The sequence below is a fragment of the Agarivorans sp. 2_MG-2023 genome (assembly GCF_030548085.1).
Taxonomy (GTDB): domain Bacteria; phylum Pseudomonadota; class Gammaproteobacteria; order Enterobacterales; family Celerinatantimonadaceae; genus Agarivorans.
In genome coordinates this window covers 189,879-207,227 of record NZ_JAUORQ010000007.1, presented here as the reverse complement: position 1 = coordinate 207,227, position 17,349 = coordinate 189,879, and the positions used below count along the sequence as shown (strand labels likewise).

Annotated in this window: 13 protein-coding genes and 1 pseudogene; 6 read left to right on the top strand and 8 right to left on the bottom strand. The window is 44.9% G+C overall.

Annotated elements, in window-relative coordinates:
* Positions 1–465: 465 nt before the first annotated feature.
* The 4 genes from Q4549_RS12655 to Q4549_RS12640 are packed head-to-tail and all read right to left on the bottom strand — an operon-like array spanning position 466 to position 5,162.
* The gene (locus tag Q4549_RS12655) at positions 466–1,851 is read right to left on the bottom strand and encodes an ABC transporter ATP-binding protein (RefSeq protein WP_303552272.1); all 1,386 of its coding nucleotides are present in this window, start codon (positions 1,849–1,851) and stop codon (positions 466–468) included.
* Complete coding sequence (locus tag Q4549_RS12650) at positions 1,826–2,635, bottom strand: ABC transporter permease (protein ID WP_303514783.1); 810 nt, start codon at positions 2,633–2,635, stop codon at positions 1,826–1,828. The genes Q4549_RS12655 and Q4549_RS12650 overlap by 26 nt, the downstream gene beginning before the upstream one ends.
* Entirely contained in the window at positions 2,632–3,570 is a 939-nt protein-coding gene (locus Q4549_RS12645; RefSeq protein ID WP_303552269.1) for an ABC transporter permease, read from the bottom strand. Before Q4549_RS12645 ends, Q4549_RS12650 begins: the two co-directional genes overlap by 4 nt.
* Entirely contained in the window at positions 3,570–5,162 is a 1,593-nt protein-coding gene (locus Q4549_RS12640) for an ABC transporter substrate-binding protein (RefSeq protein WP_303552267.1), read from the bottom strand. Before Q4549_RS12640 ends, Q4549_RS12645 begins: the two co-directional genes overlap by 1 nt.
* Positions 5,163–5,928: 766 nt before the next feature.
* Here Q4549_RS12640 and Q4549_RS12635 point away from each other — a divergent pair.
* The 5 genes from Q4549_RS12635 to Q4549_RS12615 all read left to right on the top strand — a co-directional run bounded on the left by Q4549_RS12635 (position 5,929) and on the right by Q4549_RS12615 (position 11,243).
* A complete protein-coding gene (locus tag Q4549_RS12635; RefSeq protein ID WP_303552263.1) occupies positions 5,929–7,596 on the top strand; it encodes a cellulase family glycosylhydrolase in 1,668 nt (555 codons plus the stop codon).
* Positions 7,597–7,733: 137 nt separating this feature from the next.
* Positions 7,734–8,405, top strand: a complete 672-nt coding sequence (locus Q4549_RS12630) for an ABC transporter substrate-binding protein (protein WP_303552260.1) — start codon at positions 7,734–7,736, stop codon at positions 8,403–8,405.
* Between the two features lie 212 nt (positions 8,406–8,617).
* On the top strand, positions 8,618–9,181 hold the full coding sequence (locus Q4549_RS12625) for a PepSY domain-containing protein (protein ID WP_137672532.1): 564 nt from the start codon (positions 8,618–8,620) through the stop codon (positions 9,179–9,181).
* A 63-nt stretch (positions 9,182–9,244) separates the two neighbouring features.
* Positions 9,245–9,925, top strand: coding sequence for a response regulator transcription factor (locus Q4549_RS12620; protein ID WP_137672531.1), 681 nt, complete (start codon positions 9,245–9,247; stop codon positions 9,923–9,925).
* Positions 9,864–11,243, top strand: coding sequence for a HAMP domain-containing sensor histidine kinase (locus tag Q4549_RS12615; protein WP_303552258.1), 1,380 nt, complete (start codon positions 9,864–9,866; stop codon positions 11,241–11,243). Before Q4549_RS12620 ends, Q4549_RS12615 begins: the two co-directional genes overlap by 62 nt.
* A gap of 461 nt (positions 11,244–11,704) precedes the next feature.
* On the opposite strand, the gene Q4549_RS12610 is transcribed toward Q4549_RS12615, so the two are convergent.
* From Q4549_RS12610 to Q4549_RS12595, 4 genes are read right to left on the bottom strand one after another with little or no spacing between them, the layout of a single operon-like run.
* A complete protein-coding gene (locus Q4549_RS12610) occupies positions 11,705–12,892 on the bottom strand; it encodes an ABC transporter permease (protein WP_303552256.1) in 1,188 nt (395 codons plus the stop codon).
* A complete protein-coding gene (locus tag Q4549_RS12605; protein ID WP_303552253.1) occupies positions 12,889–14,070 on the bottom strand; it encodes an ABC transporter permease in 1,182 nt (393 codons plus the stop codon). Before Q4549_RS12605 ends, Q4549_RS12610 begins: the two co-directional genes overlap by 4 nt.
* A 3-nt stretch (positions 14,071–14,073) precedes the next feature.
* A complete protein-coding gene (locus tag Q4549_RS12600; RefSeq protein ID WP_137672527.1) occupies positions 14,074–15,057 on the bottom strand; it encodes an HlyD family secretion protein in 984 nt (327 codons plus the stop codon).
* Between the two features lie 12 nt (positions 15,058–15,069).
* Positions 15,070–16,473 carry a TolC family protein gene (locus Q4549_RS12595; protein ID WP_303552250.1) on the bottom strand — a complete coding sequence of 468 codons (1,404 nt, stop codon included), beginning with the start codon at positions 16,471–16,473 and terminating at the stop codon, positions 15,070–15,072.
* 508 nt (positions 16,474–16,981) lie between these two features.
* Between Q4549_RS12595 and Q4549_RS12590 the strand changes: the two are divergent.
* Positions 16,982–17,335 (top strand): annotated as a pseudogene (locus Q4549_RS12590) (DUF805 domain-containing protein).
* Positions 17,336–17,349: the final 14 nt, after the last annotated feature.

Genomic DNA, 17,349 nt, shown 5'->3' with positions numbered 1-17,349 from the left:
CCTTGATGTGAGTTTAAAGGTACGCAAACTAACAATTTTTTTATTGTTGTCTGAATCGTCAATAATGCCTACGGAAGCACAATCAGCTTTGCTTCACCATTGAGCTTGCTTATTGTCTTATAGGATATTTATTCTTATTGAAAAAATACTTTAAAAATCAGTAAATTCAGTTGTTTGTAGTGTTTTTGTTTGAACCAATATTCATTTCTTTTTTGTATGGTCTGCCGCAATAAAGCGTTGGTTTAGTATGATTCTTCCGCAAGTTTAATTTGTAGCTCTTCCAGTGGTTTTTCTGACTAATTATTCCTGATATTTCATTGTATATAATTGAGCTGAATGCCTTGTAGCCGCAGGTTTTATATGAGGATAGGAACGGGTAGATAAACATAATTGGAGGTCAATACTTAGTACTGACCTCCAATTGTTCGCAATAAAAAAAAGCGCCTTAGAGGCTTCTATTGCGGTTTACTTCAATTGCACCACCGTATCGCAGCGCTTCTCTATCATGTGCGGGTCATGACTCACCAGAAGCAAGGCACAACCCTGTTCTTTAGCGAGGTCTACCAGCAAGTCTGTGACTTCTTTTGCGATGATAGGGTCGAGCCGTGATGTTGGCTCATCGGCAAACAAAAATATCGGGTCGAGTAGCAGAGCCCGTAATATAGCAAAGCGCTGTAATTCACCTCCAGAGACTTCGGTACTTCTTCGCGCAAGTAACTCAGGAGCTAACTTTAGCTTGATCATCAAAGGCGCTATTCGCGCTCTATCAATCTGATGCAAATTAATAACATCTTCTAACAATACGCCAAGGCTTACGCTTGAAGTAAAGGCCGCTGGTGGATCTTGAAATAGCTTTAGCCATTGATAGGGTTTGGTATTTGATACTTGCTTACTTACCTTGCCACTAATCGGTGGTAGCAAATTTAACAGGGTGTCACCCAGCGTACTTTTACCACTGCCACTGTCGCCTACAACGCCTACTACTTCGCCAGCGTGAATGGTAAAGTCAATGCCTGCAGACAGCGCCTGGCCGTTTCGACCAATCGCCAGGCTTGTCGCACTTAGCACCGGCTTTTTATCTATCAAGCCCTTAGTACGTTGAACCCAATGTCGAGGATCGGCACCGATAAGTGATTGTGTGTAAGAATGCTCGGGTTGATTCAGCACTTGTTCTGCACTGCCTTGCTCAACTACAACACCTTCTTTCATCACTATGATGTCGCCACCAATTTGCCTTGCCACCTCAATATCATGAGTAATGGTGAGCAAGCCGCCACCTTGAGCACTTTGCAACAGCAATTGAACAATGTCATCTCGGCGGCTTACGTCCAAACCTTTAGTTGGCTCATCAGCTAAAATCAGCTTAGCACCACCTGCAGTTGCGGCTGTTACCGCTAAGCGTTGCGCCATGCCTCCAGATAATTGGCCCGGTCTTTTTAAAGCACTGGATTTTAGATCGACTTTTTCTAAATCTTCCATCGCTTGGTTAAACGCCCGCTCATGACTTAAACCATGTAAACACTCATAGACCTCTAACACTTGTTGGTAAGCTGGCATTAAAGGGTCTAGCGCGCGCCATGGCTCTTGCGGCAACATAATCACCTCTTTACCCCATAAGCTAACTAAAGAGCCGCGATCGTGTAATTTACCAAATACTTCCACTTGACCCTGTTGGCTTAACTCGTTGGGGAGTAGGCCAATAATCGCCTGTGCCAACAAACTCTTGCCTGATCCCGTTTGGCCAAGAATAGTTAAAGATTTATCTTGGTAAAGACTCAGTGAAAGCGGCTGAAGGAGCTCAAGCTCTTTTGCATTGATCGATAGATCAGTGAGTTGAATTAAGAGATTCACGACTCGCTCCTGCTAACAAATGAAAACCAAGTACTAGCAATGCCACCACAATAAGCGGCTGCATTAATACCCAAGGCGCTTCAACATAAAATGGGAATAGCTCAACACTCATCAAACCTAACTCGGCCAATGGTGGTTGAATACCTACAGCAACAAAGCCTAACGAAGCCATCATTAAGATGGCATTGGCACCACCAAAGGCTGCCATGGTGAATACTGAGGAAGAGATGGCTGGCCATATATGGCGCTTAAATTGATACCATTTCCCAAAGCCCATCATTACTGATACTTGGCGCTCAGGGCTGTCCATCAAGGTGCGGGTAATCGCGCGAGTAACGCGGTAATATTCCACCCACTGTACCAACGAAATTGCAAAATACAGCACCACAAATGACCCTGGAGCAATCGCCGATAGCAATAACACCAATACCAAGCCAGGTAAGGCCAACAGTATGTTTACCAGTACATCTAAGCTTTGTTCTACGCGGCCGCCAGCCCATGCGGAGCATACGCCTAAGGTAACGCCAAGAATCGATGAGGTGAGTACGCAGAACACTCCTAAACTAAATGACAATACAATGGCGCTGGCTAGCCTTGTCATCATGTCGCGACCAAAATGGTCTGTGCCAAACCAGTGGTCGCTGTTAGGCGTTATAAGGCGAATAGAGAGGTTTTGCTCATCGATGGTATAGGGCGAGAAGCCACCCACCAACAAAGCAAAAGCAAATAACCCCAGTAAAAGCGTTAGCCCTAATTTTTGGTTCAAGCTTAATGACTTAATCATTGTTCTTGCTCCCCTCTAGGGTCAATCCAATAACACAGTAGATCGATAATGCCATTCAGCACCACAAACAGAACCCCCATGGTTAAAGCACAGCCTTGAATAACTGGAATATCACGAGCGAAGATTGCATGGGCTAAACCATGTCCTACACCAGGCCAAGAGAACAGTGACTCAATCATCACAATACCTTCGATAACACTGACCAGTTGAATCCCAATAAAGGCAACGATGGGCACCGCCATATTGCGCATGCCGTGGCGAAAGAAGGTTTGTCGCTCACTTAAACCTTTAACCCGAGAGAACTGGTAAAAGGGCGAGCGTAATACTCTTCGAACACTGCCATGCACCACCCGGTTAGACACCGCAGCTAAGCTAATGGCAAGGGTAATGCCTGGAAGCACCAAGTGTTGCCAAGTGCCAAAACCCGCCACCGGAAACAGTGGCCATTCCAAGGCAAAAAGCAGGATTAAAATTAAGCCAAGAACAAAAACAGGCATGGCTCGGGTGCAAGTGGAAAACCACACCATTATTGAATTTACCAGCCCTCCCTTTTTGGCTGACCAAGTACCAAGGGGCAGTGCAATACAAATTGATAATGCAATACCAAAGCCCGCTAACAGCAGCGAGTGACCGAGCTGATGTAGCACGGTTTCACTCACCGGCAAACCGCTCACCAGAGAGTTCCCCAAGTTAAACTGTAATAACTCTAACAACCAATTCACATAACTTGAGAGCCATCCTTGGTCTAAGTTGAGTTCTTGTCGGACTAATTCAGCGGCAGCCGAATCGACATTGTCTTGACCGTAGCGGCTTGCCGCAATGCGGTAAGCCATATCGCCCGGTAGGCTGCGCATTAACACAAAGGTTAGTGTGCCTACTCCCCACGCCACCAACACTAATTGGTAAAGGCGCTTCCGAAGAAGCTCCCATATCATTATTTAATCTCCATCTGGTTAATGAAGTAATCGCGCTCAAACGGGTCGAACTGGAAGTTTTTAACGCGCTTATTAACCGATGTGTGTTGGCTATAACTGGATATTGGCAATACCGGATACTCGTTATAAATTGTGGCGGCAACCTGTTGGCTGAGTTCTAAAGAACGCTCAGGATCTTGCGAGCTCACCAATTCTGTAATGGCACTATCCACCTCCGCATTGTTCCAATTCATGGTTCCCCAATCACCGCCACCATGGGCGAAATCAGTACTCATAATAGGAAGAGGGTCACCATTAAAACCAAAGTTACGGGCGATTAATGCCATTTCTAACGAGCCGTCTTTATGGCCTGCAGGAATCATACTTGAGTTAGTAATATCCACCTTAAGCTCTACCCCCAATTTAGCCCACTGGGCCTGAATTGCGGTAGCAACGGTGGTTAGCTCGGGGCGATCAGCGTAAGTAATCATGGTTAATTTAAATGGGTTGCCATCACGCTCAAGCATGCCAGAGTCACCCTGTTGCCAACCTAGGTCAGCCAAAATGTTGCGGGCTTGGTTTAAGTCATAGCTATTGCTTTCGATATCTTCAACAAACCACTGTGACATTGAACTGGGCATCAATTGCGAGGTTTCCGAGCCTTCAGACCCAAGCACGTTAGTCGCAATGGCTGCGCGGTTTAGTCCCATACTTAAGGCTTTACGTACTTGTATGTCATCCAAGAATGGATGCGCAGCATTCAATTTAATGAACATGGTACGCGGCACTAAGTGACTATAGAGCTGCACTTCATTTGAGCCATCCAATTGCCCCAGCATTGATGGTTCCAGGGTGAATACGATATCTGCCTCACCTGATTTAGCCTGGAGAATCCGGCTTTCAGCCCTATGTCCGGTCAAATAGGTCGCAAACTCAATGCTTGGTTTTTGTCCCCAGTAGTTGTCAAATTTCTTCACTGTTAGCTTATGTGGCGGTGCAAAGCTACTCATTTGGTAAGGCCCTGAGCCAAAGAGTGTCTCAACTGCACCATCTTGTTTGTAAGACGCGGGAGATAAAATTGCATTGGAATAGTTGGTTAGTAGTGAAGCAAACGCAGCATAAGGCTTAGCTAACTCAATGCTAATTTGTTCACTGTTTAGCGCTTTTATACTTACCACTTCGGCCTTATTTAAGGTGCCGTGTTTACTCTGTGCAAACTCTAGGCTTTGAACTACTGAGTCAGCATCCATGGGCAGACCATCATGAAAAGTTACACCTTTACGCAGGCTCAACTGCCATGTCAGGCCGTCTTCACTACTGCGCCATTCGGTCGCTAAACCAGCGGTGATAAGCCCTTTGCTATTTACATTTAGCAAGGTTTCAATCACTTGCATCCGCGTCAAAATGTAGCCTTGCTTAGACGGATCTAAGCTGGATATTTCCCAAGGTCCACTGATGGAGAGAGTATTGGCTTTAGATGGAACAATTTGGTCTGATGATTTTTGGGTAGCGGTAAATGCGATAACTGCACCCACTGCGATAACCGTGGCAACTAAGATGCCACGTTTAAGCTTCTTCTTTTTGTTGATAGAAGCGTACGATAATTCGGTCATAACAAGTCCTAACGATGTTAATTAGCGTTATAAAAATGGGATAAAAAAATTGTATTTGAAGCTTAAGCAACGCTAGGAGGTGACCGAGTACGAGGAAGTTCTTTTGAGATGAATGCTATAGCTTGTGGTTCAAACGTCTGATAACAATGGGCTTTATCTGAGCGACATTCCAGTGTTGCCGCTGCGTTCACGGCATTGTTAATTGCTTCATACATTTCACATTGATGATGCTCGTGAGCCTCATGTTCCATTTCCATTGAATGCATAAGCGACACGGTACTCAGCCCTAAAGGGAGTATGAGCATGGCCAGCAATAGCAGCTTATTTAATTGAAGAGAATGGAAATAGCGCAAAACATGAGCAATGTTAAAATAAAACAGTGTGATAATGTAACAATTAAAATTGAATCACACCACACAATAGAGATGCTTTCCCATTTTAAATCTTACTGAGGTTAGTGATTCTATATAGGCTTAGGAAGTGATTGTTAAACCTGAAGAATGTATTGTGCGGCTGGTTTTATCATTTGCTAACGAAAACACTCAGTGGGTAACGCCTTGCAATCCCTTAGCTTGGGGCTTAATGGTGATATAGCCTCAATCTGCATATATTCCCTCGTTATTACTGTGTTCACAGCTTTGCAAAAAAACGGTTTTTAATTACGAAATATCGCCAAGATTTTGTTCAGTGAACTGGCTTGGGTTTTTATCGTAGCGGGCTAGGTATATTTGATCACAGACTTAAACTTTCACACTAAGGACTCGTAATGCGTTGTTTTCACGGAGTGTTTATTCTCTCCTTACTGATTAGCCTTTGGGCGTGTAGTTCTAGTTCTGTTACTCAACAACAAGCGCTGCAAAATGTGAGCGTTTACCGCCCACTGGCCGACTACGATTCGCAATTACGCTTACAGGTTGAGGGACGCTTTATCGTTAACGGTAAAGGTGAAAAAGTGCGTTTAAAGGGCGTCGCTTTTGGCAACGAGGTATGGGCAAATACCCGTATTCCTAACAAACATCATAACGAACAAGACTTTGAACGCGTTAAGGCGATGGGTTTTAACAGCATTCGCTTTTACCTAAACTACCAAACCTTTGAAAGTGACTCTGCACCTTATCAATATCATCAAGCGGGTTGGGATTGGTTGGATCAAAACCTAGAGTGGGCTGAAAAACACGGCATCTATTTAGTGTTAAATATGCATGTACCGCAGGGTGGCTTTCAGTCTTTAGGTGGCGGTGATGCCTTATGGGAGCAAGCTGAAAACCAACAACGGCTGGTGAGTTTGTGGCAGGCCATTGCCAAACGCTATCGAGGCCATCCTAATATTGCTGGTCTCGATTTACTGAATGAACCCATTACTAGCCGCAGTAAACAACAATGGGTGGATTTGGCCACTACAGCGCTTGCGGCGATTCGCCAAGTAAATCCCGAGCATATTGTGTTTGTAGAACGCTTATTAGCGGTGCAAGGCAAATGGCAGATCGATCAGCAACAAAACTTCTTTAAGCTAGACGACCCCAATATTGTTTATCAGTATCACTTTTACGAGCCGATTGATTACACCCATCAGCAAGCCTCTTGGTTGAGCCAATTTCAAGCACCGGCGCAATATCCCGATCCTGAGCGCGTTAAAGTTATCGGTTCGCCGCACTGGTACGACGCCTATTTCAATAACCCTAGATTGAGTGAGCACAATGCAGATTGGCAGTATTTGCAGGGGCACAAGTTTGCCCTTACAGACCCCAAAGTAGAGTTAATGTATCCGGCTTTAGTCTCTGCTAATAACGCAGGAGATACTTGGTTTAAGCAGGTAACCATTACTGAATACACCGCTGATGGCGAGCAAATATTGCGGCACATTGAGGTGGATTTAAGCCAACATTCAAACTGGTACTTTTGGGCAGCCAACAACAAGGGCGTTTCGAGGTCGCGCATTCTAGAAGGCGAAGATGCCATTCAGATTAGCAATACCAGTGGTGATGCTAACAGCGGTAGTTCCCAGCAATTTATTGTGCCAACCCTAGGCCATTATTATCAAATCTCCGCCTGGGCCAAAACCAGTAATGCAGGGAGCGCGGCTCATGTGCAAGCGCGCTTAGACTTCCAAACCGGTGTTAACGCTATTTTACCTTGGGATAAAGCCCTGATAGCCGAAATAATACGACCTATCGAGCAATGGGGAATGGATCAACAAGTGCCTTTATATTTAGGTGAGTTTGGCTGTATCGCTGCGTGTTTTAAAGACCAAGCGGGCGGCTTACAGTGGGTGAGTGATGTATTAGACGTAGCTGACAGTTATCAAACCCATTTTAATTTGCATACCTATCATGAAGATCCTTTTGGTTTATATTTTGGCTTTGGCAGTCTTCCGCAAGCCGATAAATCGAATCAGCCATTAATTCAAATGCTTACCGAAAGGTTAAATGATTAAAGCGTAGATATTGAAGCTTAAGTGAGACCTGCAAACCTTCAAATGAGTTAATTTGAAGGTTTGAAACATCGCAACATCAACTACACTAAAAAGTATATTGTCAGTTATTGCTCTCCTTTAGGGACTAAGGAAATAGCATGAAAATGATTGTACTGGTAATGCTGATGTTAATAAGCGTTAAGCTTCATGCGGGGCCAAGCCTTCGTATTTCAACAGTAGAAACCATAGCGGCTCTTCCCAACGTGAGCGAGTTAGTGAGCAACGCTTACGCCGAACTGGGTTATCAGGTAGAGATAATTCCTATGCCAGCTAAGCGTTCTTTGTATCAAGCTAAGAACAATTTTGGCATTGATGCCGAGTTAGCTCGAACCGAGTATGTCGCCAGTTATTTACCTCATCACTTAATGATTCCCGTGCCATTGGCTTACATTAATATTGCGGCGTTTGTGAAACGCGAAGACATAGATATTTCACAATGGGAAGATTTGCAGGGTTATCAGGTCGCTGGGGTTCGTGGTCATCTGTTTTTAGAAGTTAAACTAGAAAATCACGCCAGCACAGTCTTCTTTAGTGATGCCCATCAGGCTCTCACCATGTTAGGCCGAGGGCGGGTTGACGTAGTTATTCTGCCGCAATCGATTGGCGAGTATGTGGTAAAAAAATATTGGCACAAACAAATAGAAATGCTGTCACCCGGCTTAGATGCTATTCCGGTTTATCATTATTTACACGATAAACATCAAGACATTGCCGATAGTTTAGCCGCTGTGCTACGTAAGCTAACAGCCGAACAGTTGGTTAAAAACTAATTGGCAACCTAGCACAAGTGTTTGCTTCCATTGATTATTTATCTTCTCATCAGCTTGTGGTTGAATAAGTGCATTAGGCGCTTACTCATCATTGTTCTAATATTTTTCGCTTGTGTTAATTAAGATGAACAAAATGTAATGTTGCAGCCACCTTGTGGTAAGGCGCGGTTTTATAAACTGCTTAGCGTCAATTAAGCAAATAGGATTACCGAATGAAACTGCCAATTAAATTCTCGAAAAAATTATGTGTTGCTGCTGCCGTAGCGTTAACCTCAACCGCAGCGATTGCCGACGATGATGCCTTATCCGCGCTAGCGCTTAAAAAAGCGGGCTTTAGCTTAGAGCAAGCCATTGAAAAGGTTAACACCACTTACCCAGGCCATATCACCGAGCTTGAGCTGGACGACTATAAAGGCCAAGCGGTTTACGAAGTGGACGTGATTAACTTAGCGCAAGAACAACAACACAAACTTAAGCTAAGCCTGAGTGATGGCGAAATGCTTAAAAATGAAAGCAGTAAACTGACCATATTAGGTGTGAGTAAAATAGACGATGATGAGCGTTTGGCCTTGGAGCAAGTAGCGGAGTCAGAACTTTCACTGCAGCAAACCATTGCCATGTTAAATGATAAATACCAAGCACAAGTATTGGAATTTGAACTAGAAAACGAAAAAGGCATTACCTTTTACAAGTTCAAATTATTAGGTCAACAGGGTAAACAACGCGTGATAGTAGATGTTGTTACTGGCGAGACCATTCCAGTGCTTAAGCACTAAGTTCTTGATGCTACGGTTGGCCAAGTGCCAACCTTATCTTTATCTAGCTATAGGCCAAATCGAGTGCGAATATTAGTTATAGAAGATGACTTAACGACTCAGCAGTTTTTGCAGCGAGCCTTAACTGAGCAAGGCTATCAGGTAGATGTGGCGAGTGATGGCCAAGATGGGCTGTTTCTCGCTTTAGAGCACAACTACCAGCTACTGGTACTAGACAGAATGCTACCTAAGCTTGATGGTTTAACGGTGTTGTCTACGCTACGCAATGCTAACAAAACCTTGCCAGTGCTGATCTTGAGTGCTTTAGACAGTGTAGATGAACGGGTCAAAGGTTTACGAGAAGGTGGAGACGACTACTTAGTTAAACCCTTTGCTTTGGCTGAGTTACTAGTAAGAATAGAAATTCTCTTACAGCGGCAGCGTGGCCAAGCAGAGCCGCAATCTAACAAATTGCAGGTGGCCGATCTCAGCATGGATTTATTGGCTAGACAGGTTTGGCGTGGCCAGCAAGAGATTGTACTGCAACCTAAAGAATTTAAGCTGTTGCGTTATTTAATGGAACACGCTGGCCAAGTGGTTACCCGCACCTTATTGTTTGAGGCAGTATGGGATTACGATTTTGATCCACAAACCAATGTTATTGATGTGCATGTTGCGCGCTTAAGAAAAAAGGTAGAACTTGATGGCCATAACCCACTACTTGAAACCGTACGTGGCGTGGGTTACCGGATGGTGGCGAAATAACCACCAGGCGAGCTCAGTTTGGCGCTTAACTCGGCTCTATACGGGGCTGCTCATGCTGGTGGTTGGCATATTGCTGTGGGTACTTTACCAACTCAGCGTTGGTCAGCTCGGCCGCAGCCAAACTCTGCAGCTCAATCAATTGCAACAACAGCAACAAGTATTGGCCGAAGAACTTAGCCAAGCTGATTTTATTCGTCAGTTTGAGCAACAAGCCGAACAATCGCGCCAGTTTATTATGGTCTACAACGATAACCACACCACCTATGGTCGCTTAGCTGCTATTCCTAAACGAGTGACTGCCTGCCCGCAAATAGCGCGCTTTCCTGTTTATAATTACAATGAAATCCGGCTATTTTCTGGTTGTGTACAAAGCCTCGACAATGGCCGCTTGCTGGTGGCTACCGATGACGAAGCCCTGTTTGATTTACGTGAGCAATTTATTCAAGCCAGCATTGCGGCCTTGGCACTTGCCCTAGCTTTGGGGCTGATTACCGGTTGGTTCTTTTCTGCTCAAGTATTGCGCCGAGTGAATAGCATTAACGAGATTGCGCTTAAGGTTGAAGCGGGCGAATTGAGTGCGCGAGTGCCATTAAGCAAACGCAATGACGAGTTTGATCACATGGCAACTCATATCAACAAAATGTTGCTGCAAGTCGAACACTCCTTTGATGCCATTACGGGAGTTACTGATGCCATTGCTCACGATCTACGTACTCCTTTAGGGCGGTTAAGATTACGTTTGGAACAAGCGCTATTAGATGCTGAAAAGCAGCGTGTCACTAGCGAGCAACTTAGCAGCATGTTAGCCGAATTAGACGGTATATTAGCTACTTTTACTGCCATGTTAGAGCTCACTCGCTTGGAACAACAGCAGCAAAAAGCTAATTTTAAGCCGTTAGACTTAGCCAATATTGCAGAAGACGCCATTGAGCTGATTCAACCACTAGCTCAACAGCGCAATCAAGTGCTTAATGTAGAGATTAAGCAAGCGTGTAAGTTGCAAGGTGATGCGACCTTGCTATTTCGTGCTATTTACAACTTGCTAGAAAATGCCAGTAAATATGCTGGAGAGCAAAGCCAAATTACACTAACAGTTAACGCTATGGGTTTTTCGCTTAGCGACAATGGCCCCGGCATTCCTGAGTCTGAAACCGATAAAGTATTTCAGCGTTTATACCGTTTAGAAAGCAGCAGAAACAGCCCCGGTTATGGCTTAGGTTTACCCTTAGTGCGGGCGATTATTCGTTTACACGACGGAGAGGTGAAGCTGCAAAGTAATCAGCCAGGTTTAACTGTGCTGGTGAATTTTGGTGAGTAATTAAAATTAAAGGCCTAAAAAAAGCCAGTACTCTAAAGAGACTGGCTTTTTACTTTAGACTGAGAGCAATCTAAGAATGTACCTTTCTCTTGTTAAGCTTATTCGCTTTTCTAGCAAAAAGGTTTACGTAATAAGTAAAATAAAACTGTTCCATAGTATTCCCACCATCCAATGTTAGTCACTGATGCGTTAGGCTGACAGCCTAATCGCACGCACAGCCGGCAAAATGCCAAACTGCAAGGTGCGAGCTAATTGCTCTACCAGTAAACGATAAACTTTGGCCACAATTGTTTACAGAGTGAGCAAATGGATCTGTGACGAACGTTGATGATTTGTTGCTTTTGTGTTTGTTCTTTGTGATCTGCCCGCGTATTGCTAGGTTCTATTTACGCTAGAAGTATAAGCTCTTGAATTGTCTTATTTTCAGCTCAGTTCAAATACCGACTTATTCCATGCCGTTTTCACTCTGAGAGTGAAGAAGGCAATGCTGATTTGGCAGCATCTACCTTAGGGGTTGACGTCGATTGCCAATAAACCATCGCGACAGCCAAAGCAAAGTAACAGCCTGCCAATGACCATAGGTGAATGAAGTGATGTTGAATCTCGCTAAAGCTTGCTCCCATCTGATTCATTTTTAGCATGCCCAATACCATCGGTTTGGCCGGAATTAAATCCGCTATAATATTGATAGGCATGGGAATGGAGCTCAAAGGCCAAATAAAGCCGCAGGCAAACACAATGGGAAGCGAAGTCATTAAGCCAACGATAGTGGCGTAATCTCGTTTAGGCAGCAAGCTGGCGATGCACATGGCTAATCCGCTAGCGGCTAGCAAAAATGGCAGCAATAGTTTGTAAATATCAGCCACATTCGCCCAGTGATGTACGCCGTAATAATCCAATACTACACCAATGTAAAAGCTGCTCATTAGCCAGTAAATCGCCACAAACAATATGCTGCGAACTACAACTATTTTCCACGCCGGAAAAAAGCGAACTAAATTGGGTTTTATTGCTGGCTTGGTCGGGCTGGCGTGTAAGCCTATGGCGATCAACAAGGTTTGATGCAGTATTACAATAAATACCGCAGGAATAACGTAATCCAAGTAACCCTGATGAGCATTAAAGGCTGCGTTGGTGCTGAGCTGTACGGGTGAATGCAGTTGGCTAGCAAGAGAGATAGGCACGCCATCGACCACCATTTTGGCGACTTTAACCTGAGCAGCCAAGGTGGCCGACGTTTCCGCCAAGCCTTGCACAATAGTGCCATACACTAAGAAGTAAGAGGCATCACCGGCATAAGAGAGAGTGGGTGAGCGACCCATTAGAACATCGCGATAGAAGTTCTCTGGGATCACTAGCAAGCCTCCTACTTTGCGTTCAACCAATAGCTGTTGAGCCTGCTCAATACTGGCGACTTGGCTGGTGACTTCTAGCAGAGGGCTGGCGTTTACCATACGGATGAGCTGGCGGCTTAATTGGCTACCATCGGCATTAATAACGGTGATCGGTTGCTGCAGGGAAGTTTGTTTTATATAGGGCTGCGGATACAAAAACGCATAGAGCAGCAAGCCTCCAAATACTGTTAACAACAAGGCTCGATTGGCCAAAATTCGACGCAGTTCTAAACGCAGTAATACCCACCAACTCATGACCGTAGCTCCTGAGCGCCTGGTTGCGTAAAGCGAATTCGAATCAGCCAAGCGGCACTAATAAACAAGACGCTAAATAGCAACAAAGCCTGTAAAGAAGGTAAAGATTGCAGGGCACTTGCACCATAGTTGGCTTGCGATACTTGGGTTTCAATGTAATGGGTAATGGGGATAAGTTGTCGCCAAAACTGGGCAAACCAAGGCATGTCGCTAACCGGAAAAGTCACTCCCATAAACGCGAAGCTTGGTGCCGTAAGCGCGCCAGCAAAACTCAATGCTCGGGCAACATCTTGAAACAACAGCATAAAGATTAACGCTATTGCTTGAGAAGCGATCACACATAGCAGTAGCGCGAGCAATAATACACTCCATGAACCGCGCATTGGCCAATCAAAACCGTGGAACATTAAGGTGCATAACAAGACCCCTTGCAACCACAGTAGGCTGCCAAAAAACAGTAACTTTACGGTGATTTTTTGCCAAGCTTGTTTGGCTAACCAGGCTTTGTAGCTATGGTCACGCAGTTCCGCCCCTAAGACTAAAATCATTACTGCCATGATCAAAATTTGCCAAAAGGCAGGCAGTGCAGCCGACACAATAAACTGGGCATAATTGCTATTACCATTATACAAAGCACTAATTTGGTTACGTATGGGTAAGGCTGAGCCTAGCGCTTGTAGTATTTGAGTATTGCCGTGGCTGAGTGCCCGCGCCACTTCAACTTTGGCACTAAACGTACCGTGGCTTTGGCGCAACGCAGAGTTAATTTGTTTACCCAGTACCATAAATTGGCTGTTGTAATACGCCGCTACTGTTGGGGCATGGGCAAGCTTGGTATGTTTCTCTAAATCTCTGGGAATAATGACTAAAGCAGATACTTCGCCAGTTCGTAGCAATGAACGCGCTTCTGGTTCGCCGCTTACACTGACGACTTTTAAGGTGGGGCTAGCATCGTAATGACGAATTAAGCTACGCGATAGCTGGCTGTGGTCGTGATCCACCACTGCAATATCTAAATCGCGGGTTAACCCTGAGGAAAATACCCACCACACACCAACAAAAGCCAGCAAAGGCAGCCAAGTTAGCATGGCCATTAACCAACGGTTATCGCGCAGCAATGCCCATTGCTGGGCAACTAACTGCCTTAGGCTAAGGCTTGAATCATCGGTATGTGGCATGGCTTATTGCTCAAGCGCCACAATGGCACTCATGCCTACCCGCAACTGCTCAATTTGCTGTAACGGTCTTGCTTCAATCTCAAAGGTACGCAAATCAAAACCAGTACGGCTGTCGGTGGCTCGCCACGTGGCAAAGTCTCCCATTACCGCTACGTGAGACACTTCAAATTTAAATTCTTGATTGTCTAACGCGGGTAACTTCGCTACAAATTGCTCGCCAGTTTGAAACTGGCTGAGTTGGTCTTCTCGCACATGCAGTACTAACCAAGCGTCTTGCATATCTATAATCGATACCACTGGGAACCCGGTAGGAGCCAGCTCACCGGTCTGCAATAGCAACTGGCTCACTTCGCCGGAATGCCAGCTTTTTACCAAGGTATCGCTAGAAAAGGCTTCTACCTCGGCAACCACTCCGGCGGCTGCGCGGGCTTGCTCTAACGCTGCGCGTTTGGTTTCGTCACGGGCGCCTTCTTTCGCCAATTGGTACATTTGTGAGGCGGCGTTCTCGGTATAACGAGAGGCTTGCCATTGGGTATAGGCTTCATCACGCTTTTGCTCAGACACTACGCCGTCTTCAAATAGGTTATCTACTCGCTGGTAGGTTTTTTCTGCCAATTTAGAGGCTGCTAGTGCCTTTTGCCATTGATCTTTAGCAGCTGATATTTCTTGGCTGCGTGCGCCGTTTTCAGCTTGCTCTGCGATGGCTGACGCGGCTTCTTGTCCGGCTTTTGCTTGTTCCAATTTGGCGTCTAATTCTGGACTAGTAATAGAAAATATCAGCTGACCCGGTTCAACTTGGTCGCCTTTCCTTACCAATACTTGATCAATACGGCCGGCCACTTTAGAGGATATGTTGTATTGCTGCGCCTCGATTTGGCCCTGTAAAATTTGCGGCTTAGGTTGGTAGGCTTGCCAAAATGAGTACGCCACCCAAGCAATAATGGCCAAAAGCGGAACAATGGGTAAAACAGCTGAAAGCTTGCGCATAATAAGTAAACCCTAGTTAAATCGGTAATATTGTGAAAACTGCGCCATTTCACCACTGAGTGCAGTGAGCTTTGCTAAGGCGATAACATGGTGATAAGCAGCCGACTGGCGCTGCGTTTTTACGCTGGCTTGGTACATCTCGGCGTCGACTACATCTAGCGAAGTAGCCAAACCTTGGCTAAAGGCTTTTAAGCGGATCCGTAAGTTTTCTTTCGACAGTGCCAAAGTAGATTCCAAGCCTTGATATTCCTCTAAAGCTTGCTCCGCTTCGCGGTAGGTTTTTTCCACTAACAAGCCTAAATCACGTTCGGCTTGAGCCCGAATATAGCCAATTTGCACTAAGGTACTGTTGGCTGCGAGCACTTTGCCCGAGCGTCCAGAGTTATCAATAATCGGTACCGATACACCAACACCCACCATCCAATCGGGCGCGTATTTAGCGGCTAGGCTATCACCTTTATAAATATCGTAGTTACCAAACATATAAACCTCTGGCATATAACTGCCTTTGGCAATGGTGACCATTTTCTTGGCTTGTTCTGATTTACTGTCGAGAATGGCCAAACCAGGATAACTATTCAGCGTATGACTCATAAAGCTTTCTAGTTCGGGGATCTGCTCTTCGGTGAATAAGCTTGTGCTGGGTTGCACTGCATGTTGGCTATGCACTAACTCATTTAAGGCCAGTTGGGCTATTTCGTAGTTGCGTAGCGCTTTTTTGGTATCGACTTTCGCTTTATCAAATGAAGCGTCGGCTTGCAGCCGCTCCACATAAGCAATTTGCCCTTGCTGCTCTAGTTTTAATGCGTTTCGCTGGTGCTTCTTTAAGCCGTCTTCAACATCTTTGTAGGTTTCTGCTACTTGGGCGGCCAACACTACACCAAAGTACACTTTGGCTAAGTCTTCAAACTTAGCTTGTTGTTGCATGGCCAGCACTTTGCCTGCTTCAATATTCTGCTCGCGAGCAATATCAATAGCGGCGCCACGGCGACCACCAGTATATAAAGGCCAAATGGCGCGAATAGAGCTAGTAGTTATATCTTGTTCAGTGAAGTTGGTTACCGTGGGTAAGTTTAATAAAGGCGCTAGAATTTGCCCTAATGCTGGGTCAAGCCCGCTTAAATCTAAAGACGCGAGTGGTTCTAAGTCTTTTAGATCAAGAGAGACCGGTTTTTCTAAACGGGTATAGTTACCGGTTAAGTCCACCTTGGGAAAATACAAATCTTTGGCGGCATCACGCATTGCCTCGGAACGAGCCACGCTGGCTTTATTCGCGGCGAGGCTTTCGTTTTTCTCTAGCACTTCTAGCCATGCTTGTTCAAAGCTCATTGCGAAACAAGTACTGTTCACTAGCGCACAGAATAATCCGACTAAACCTACCGAAAAGAGTTTAGGGCTCTTAAATCGAGTAATCACTAAGTATCATCCTTAACAATATAGAGTAATTACTCTATTGGGTTCGCTGTTGCGATTCAAGTTATTTAGCTAAGCATTTTCTGTTAAAGCATAGCAGGTAACTTAAAACCACGAGTAACTCATAAATGTTGGCTTAAGTAATTGAAATATTGACGATAGCATCGAGTTTTTCGGCATCGCTAGGTGCCTGCCATAACTAACTAGGGAAGCGTTCACCAAATTAATGTAAAACGTAGTGATTAGGCCTGTTATTTATTTCGGCTAAGCGAATATATTCAATCATTTATAGCCGTTATAAATGTATAAAGAGATGATGCCATAAGCATTGAATTTGCCGCTATCAAATAGGTACTAGGTGGCCTGATTGCTTTCGCTGCTACTTACCTCTGCCTTTATTAATTGATCACTGATTTGCATCATAGTTTTTTTTAACAATGGGTTAGCGTGTTTTTTAGCTGGTGTTAGTCATACCAGTTTGAATTTATCTGACTCATTGAAAAGGATTATGATGGAATACTTTATTAGCGCGTTGAGAAATATGCCGAATTTTCAGGGCGAGCTCGCAGAAAAGAATATTGGATGTTTAGCCATGATTTACATGGTAATTAGCATCATCTTAAGTGTTATTGATGCTGCTATTGGCATGCAGTTATTGTCACTTATCTTTTCACTAGGAATGTTGATTCCTTGCATCAGCATTGCCGCAAGACGTTTACATGACACGGGGCGTAGTGATTGGTGGCAGCTAATTGCTTTTATACCGATTATCGGCCTTATTGTGTTGATTGTGTTCTTGGCCTCAGATAGCCACGACGACAATAACTACGGCGCAAACCCCAAGGGTAATGGCGTATTCGCCTAATTGGCGATCTGGTT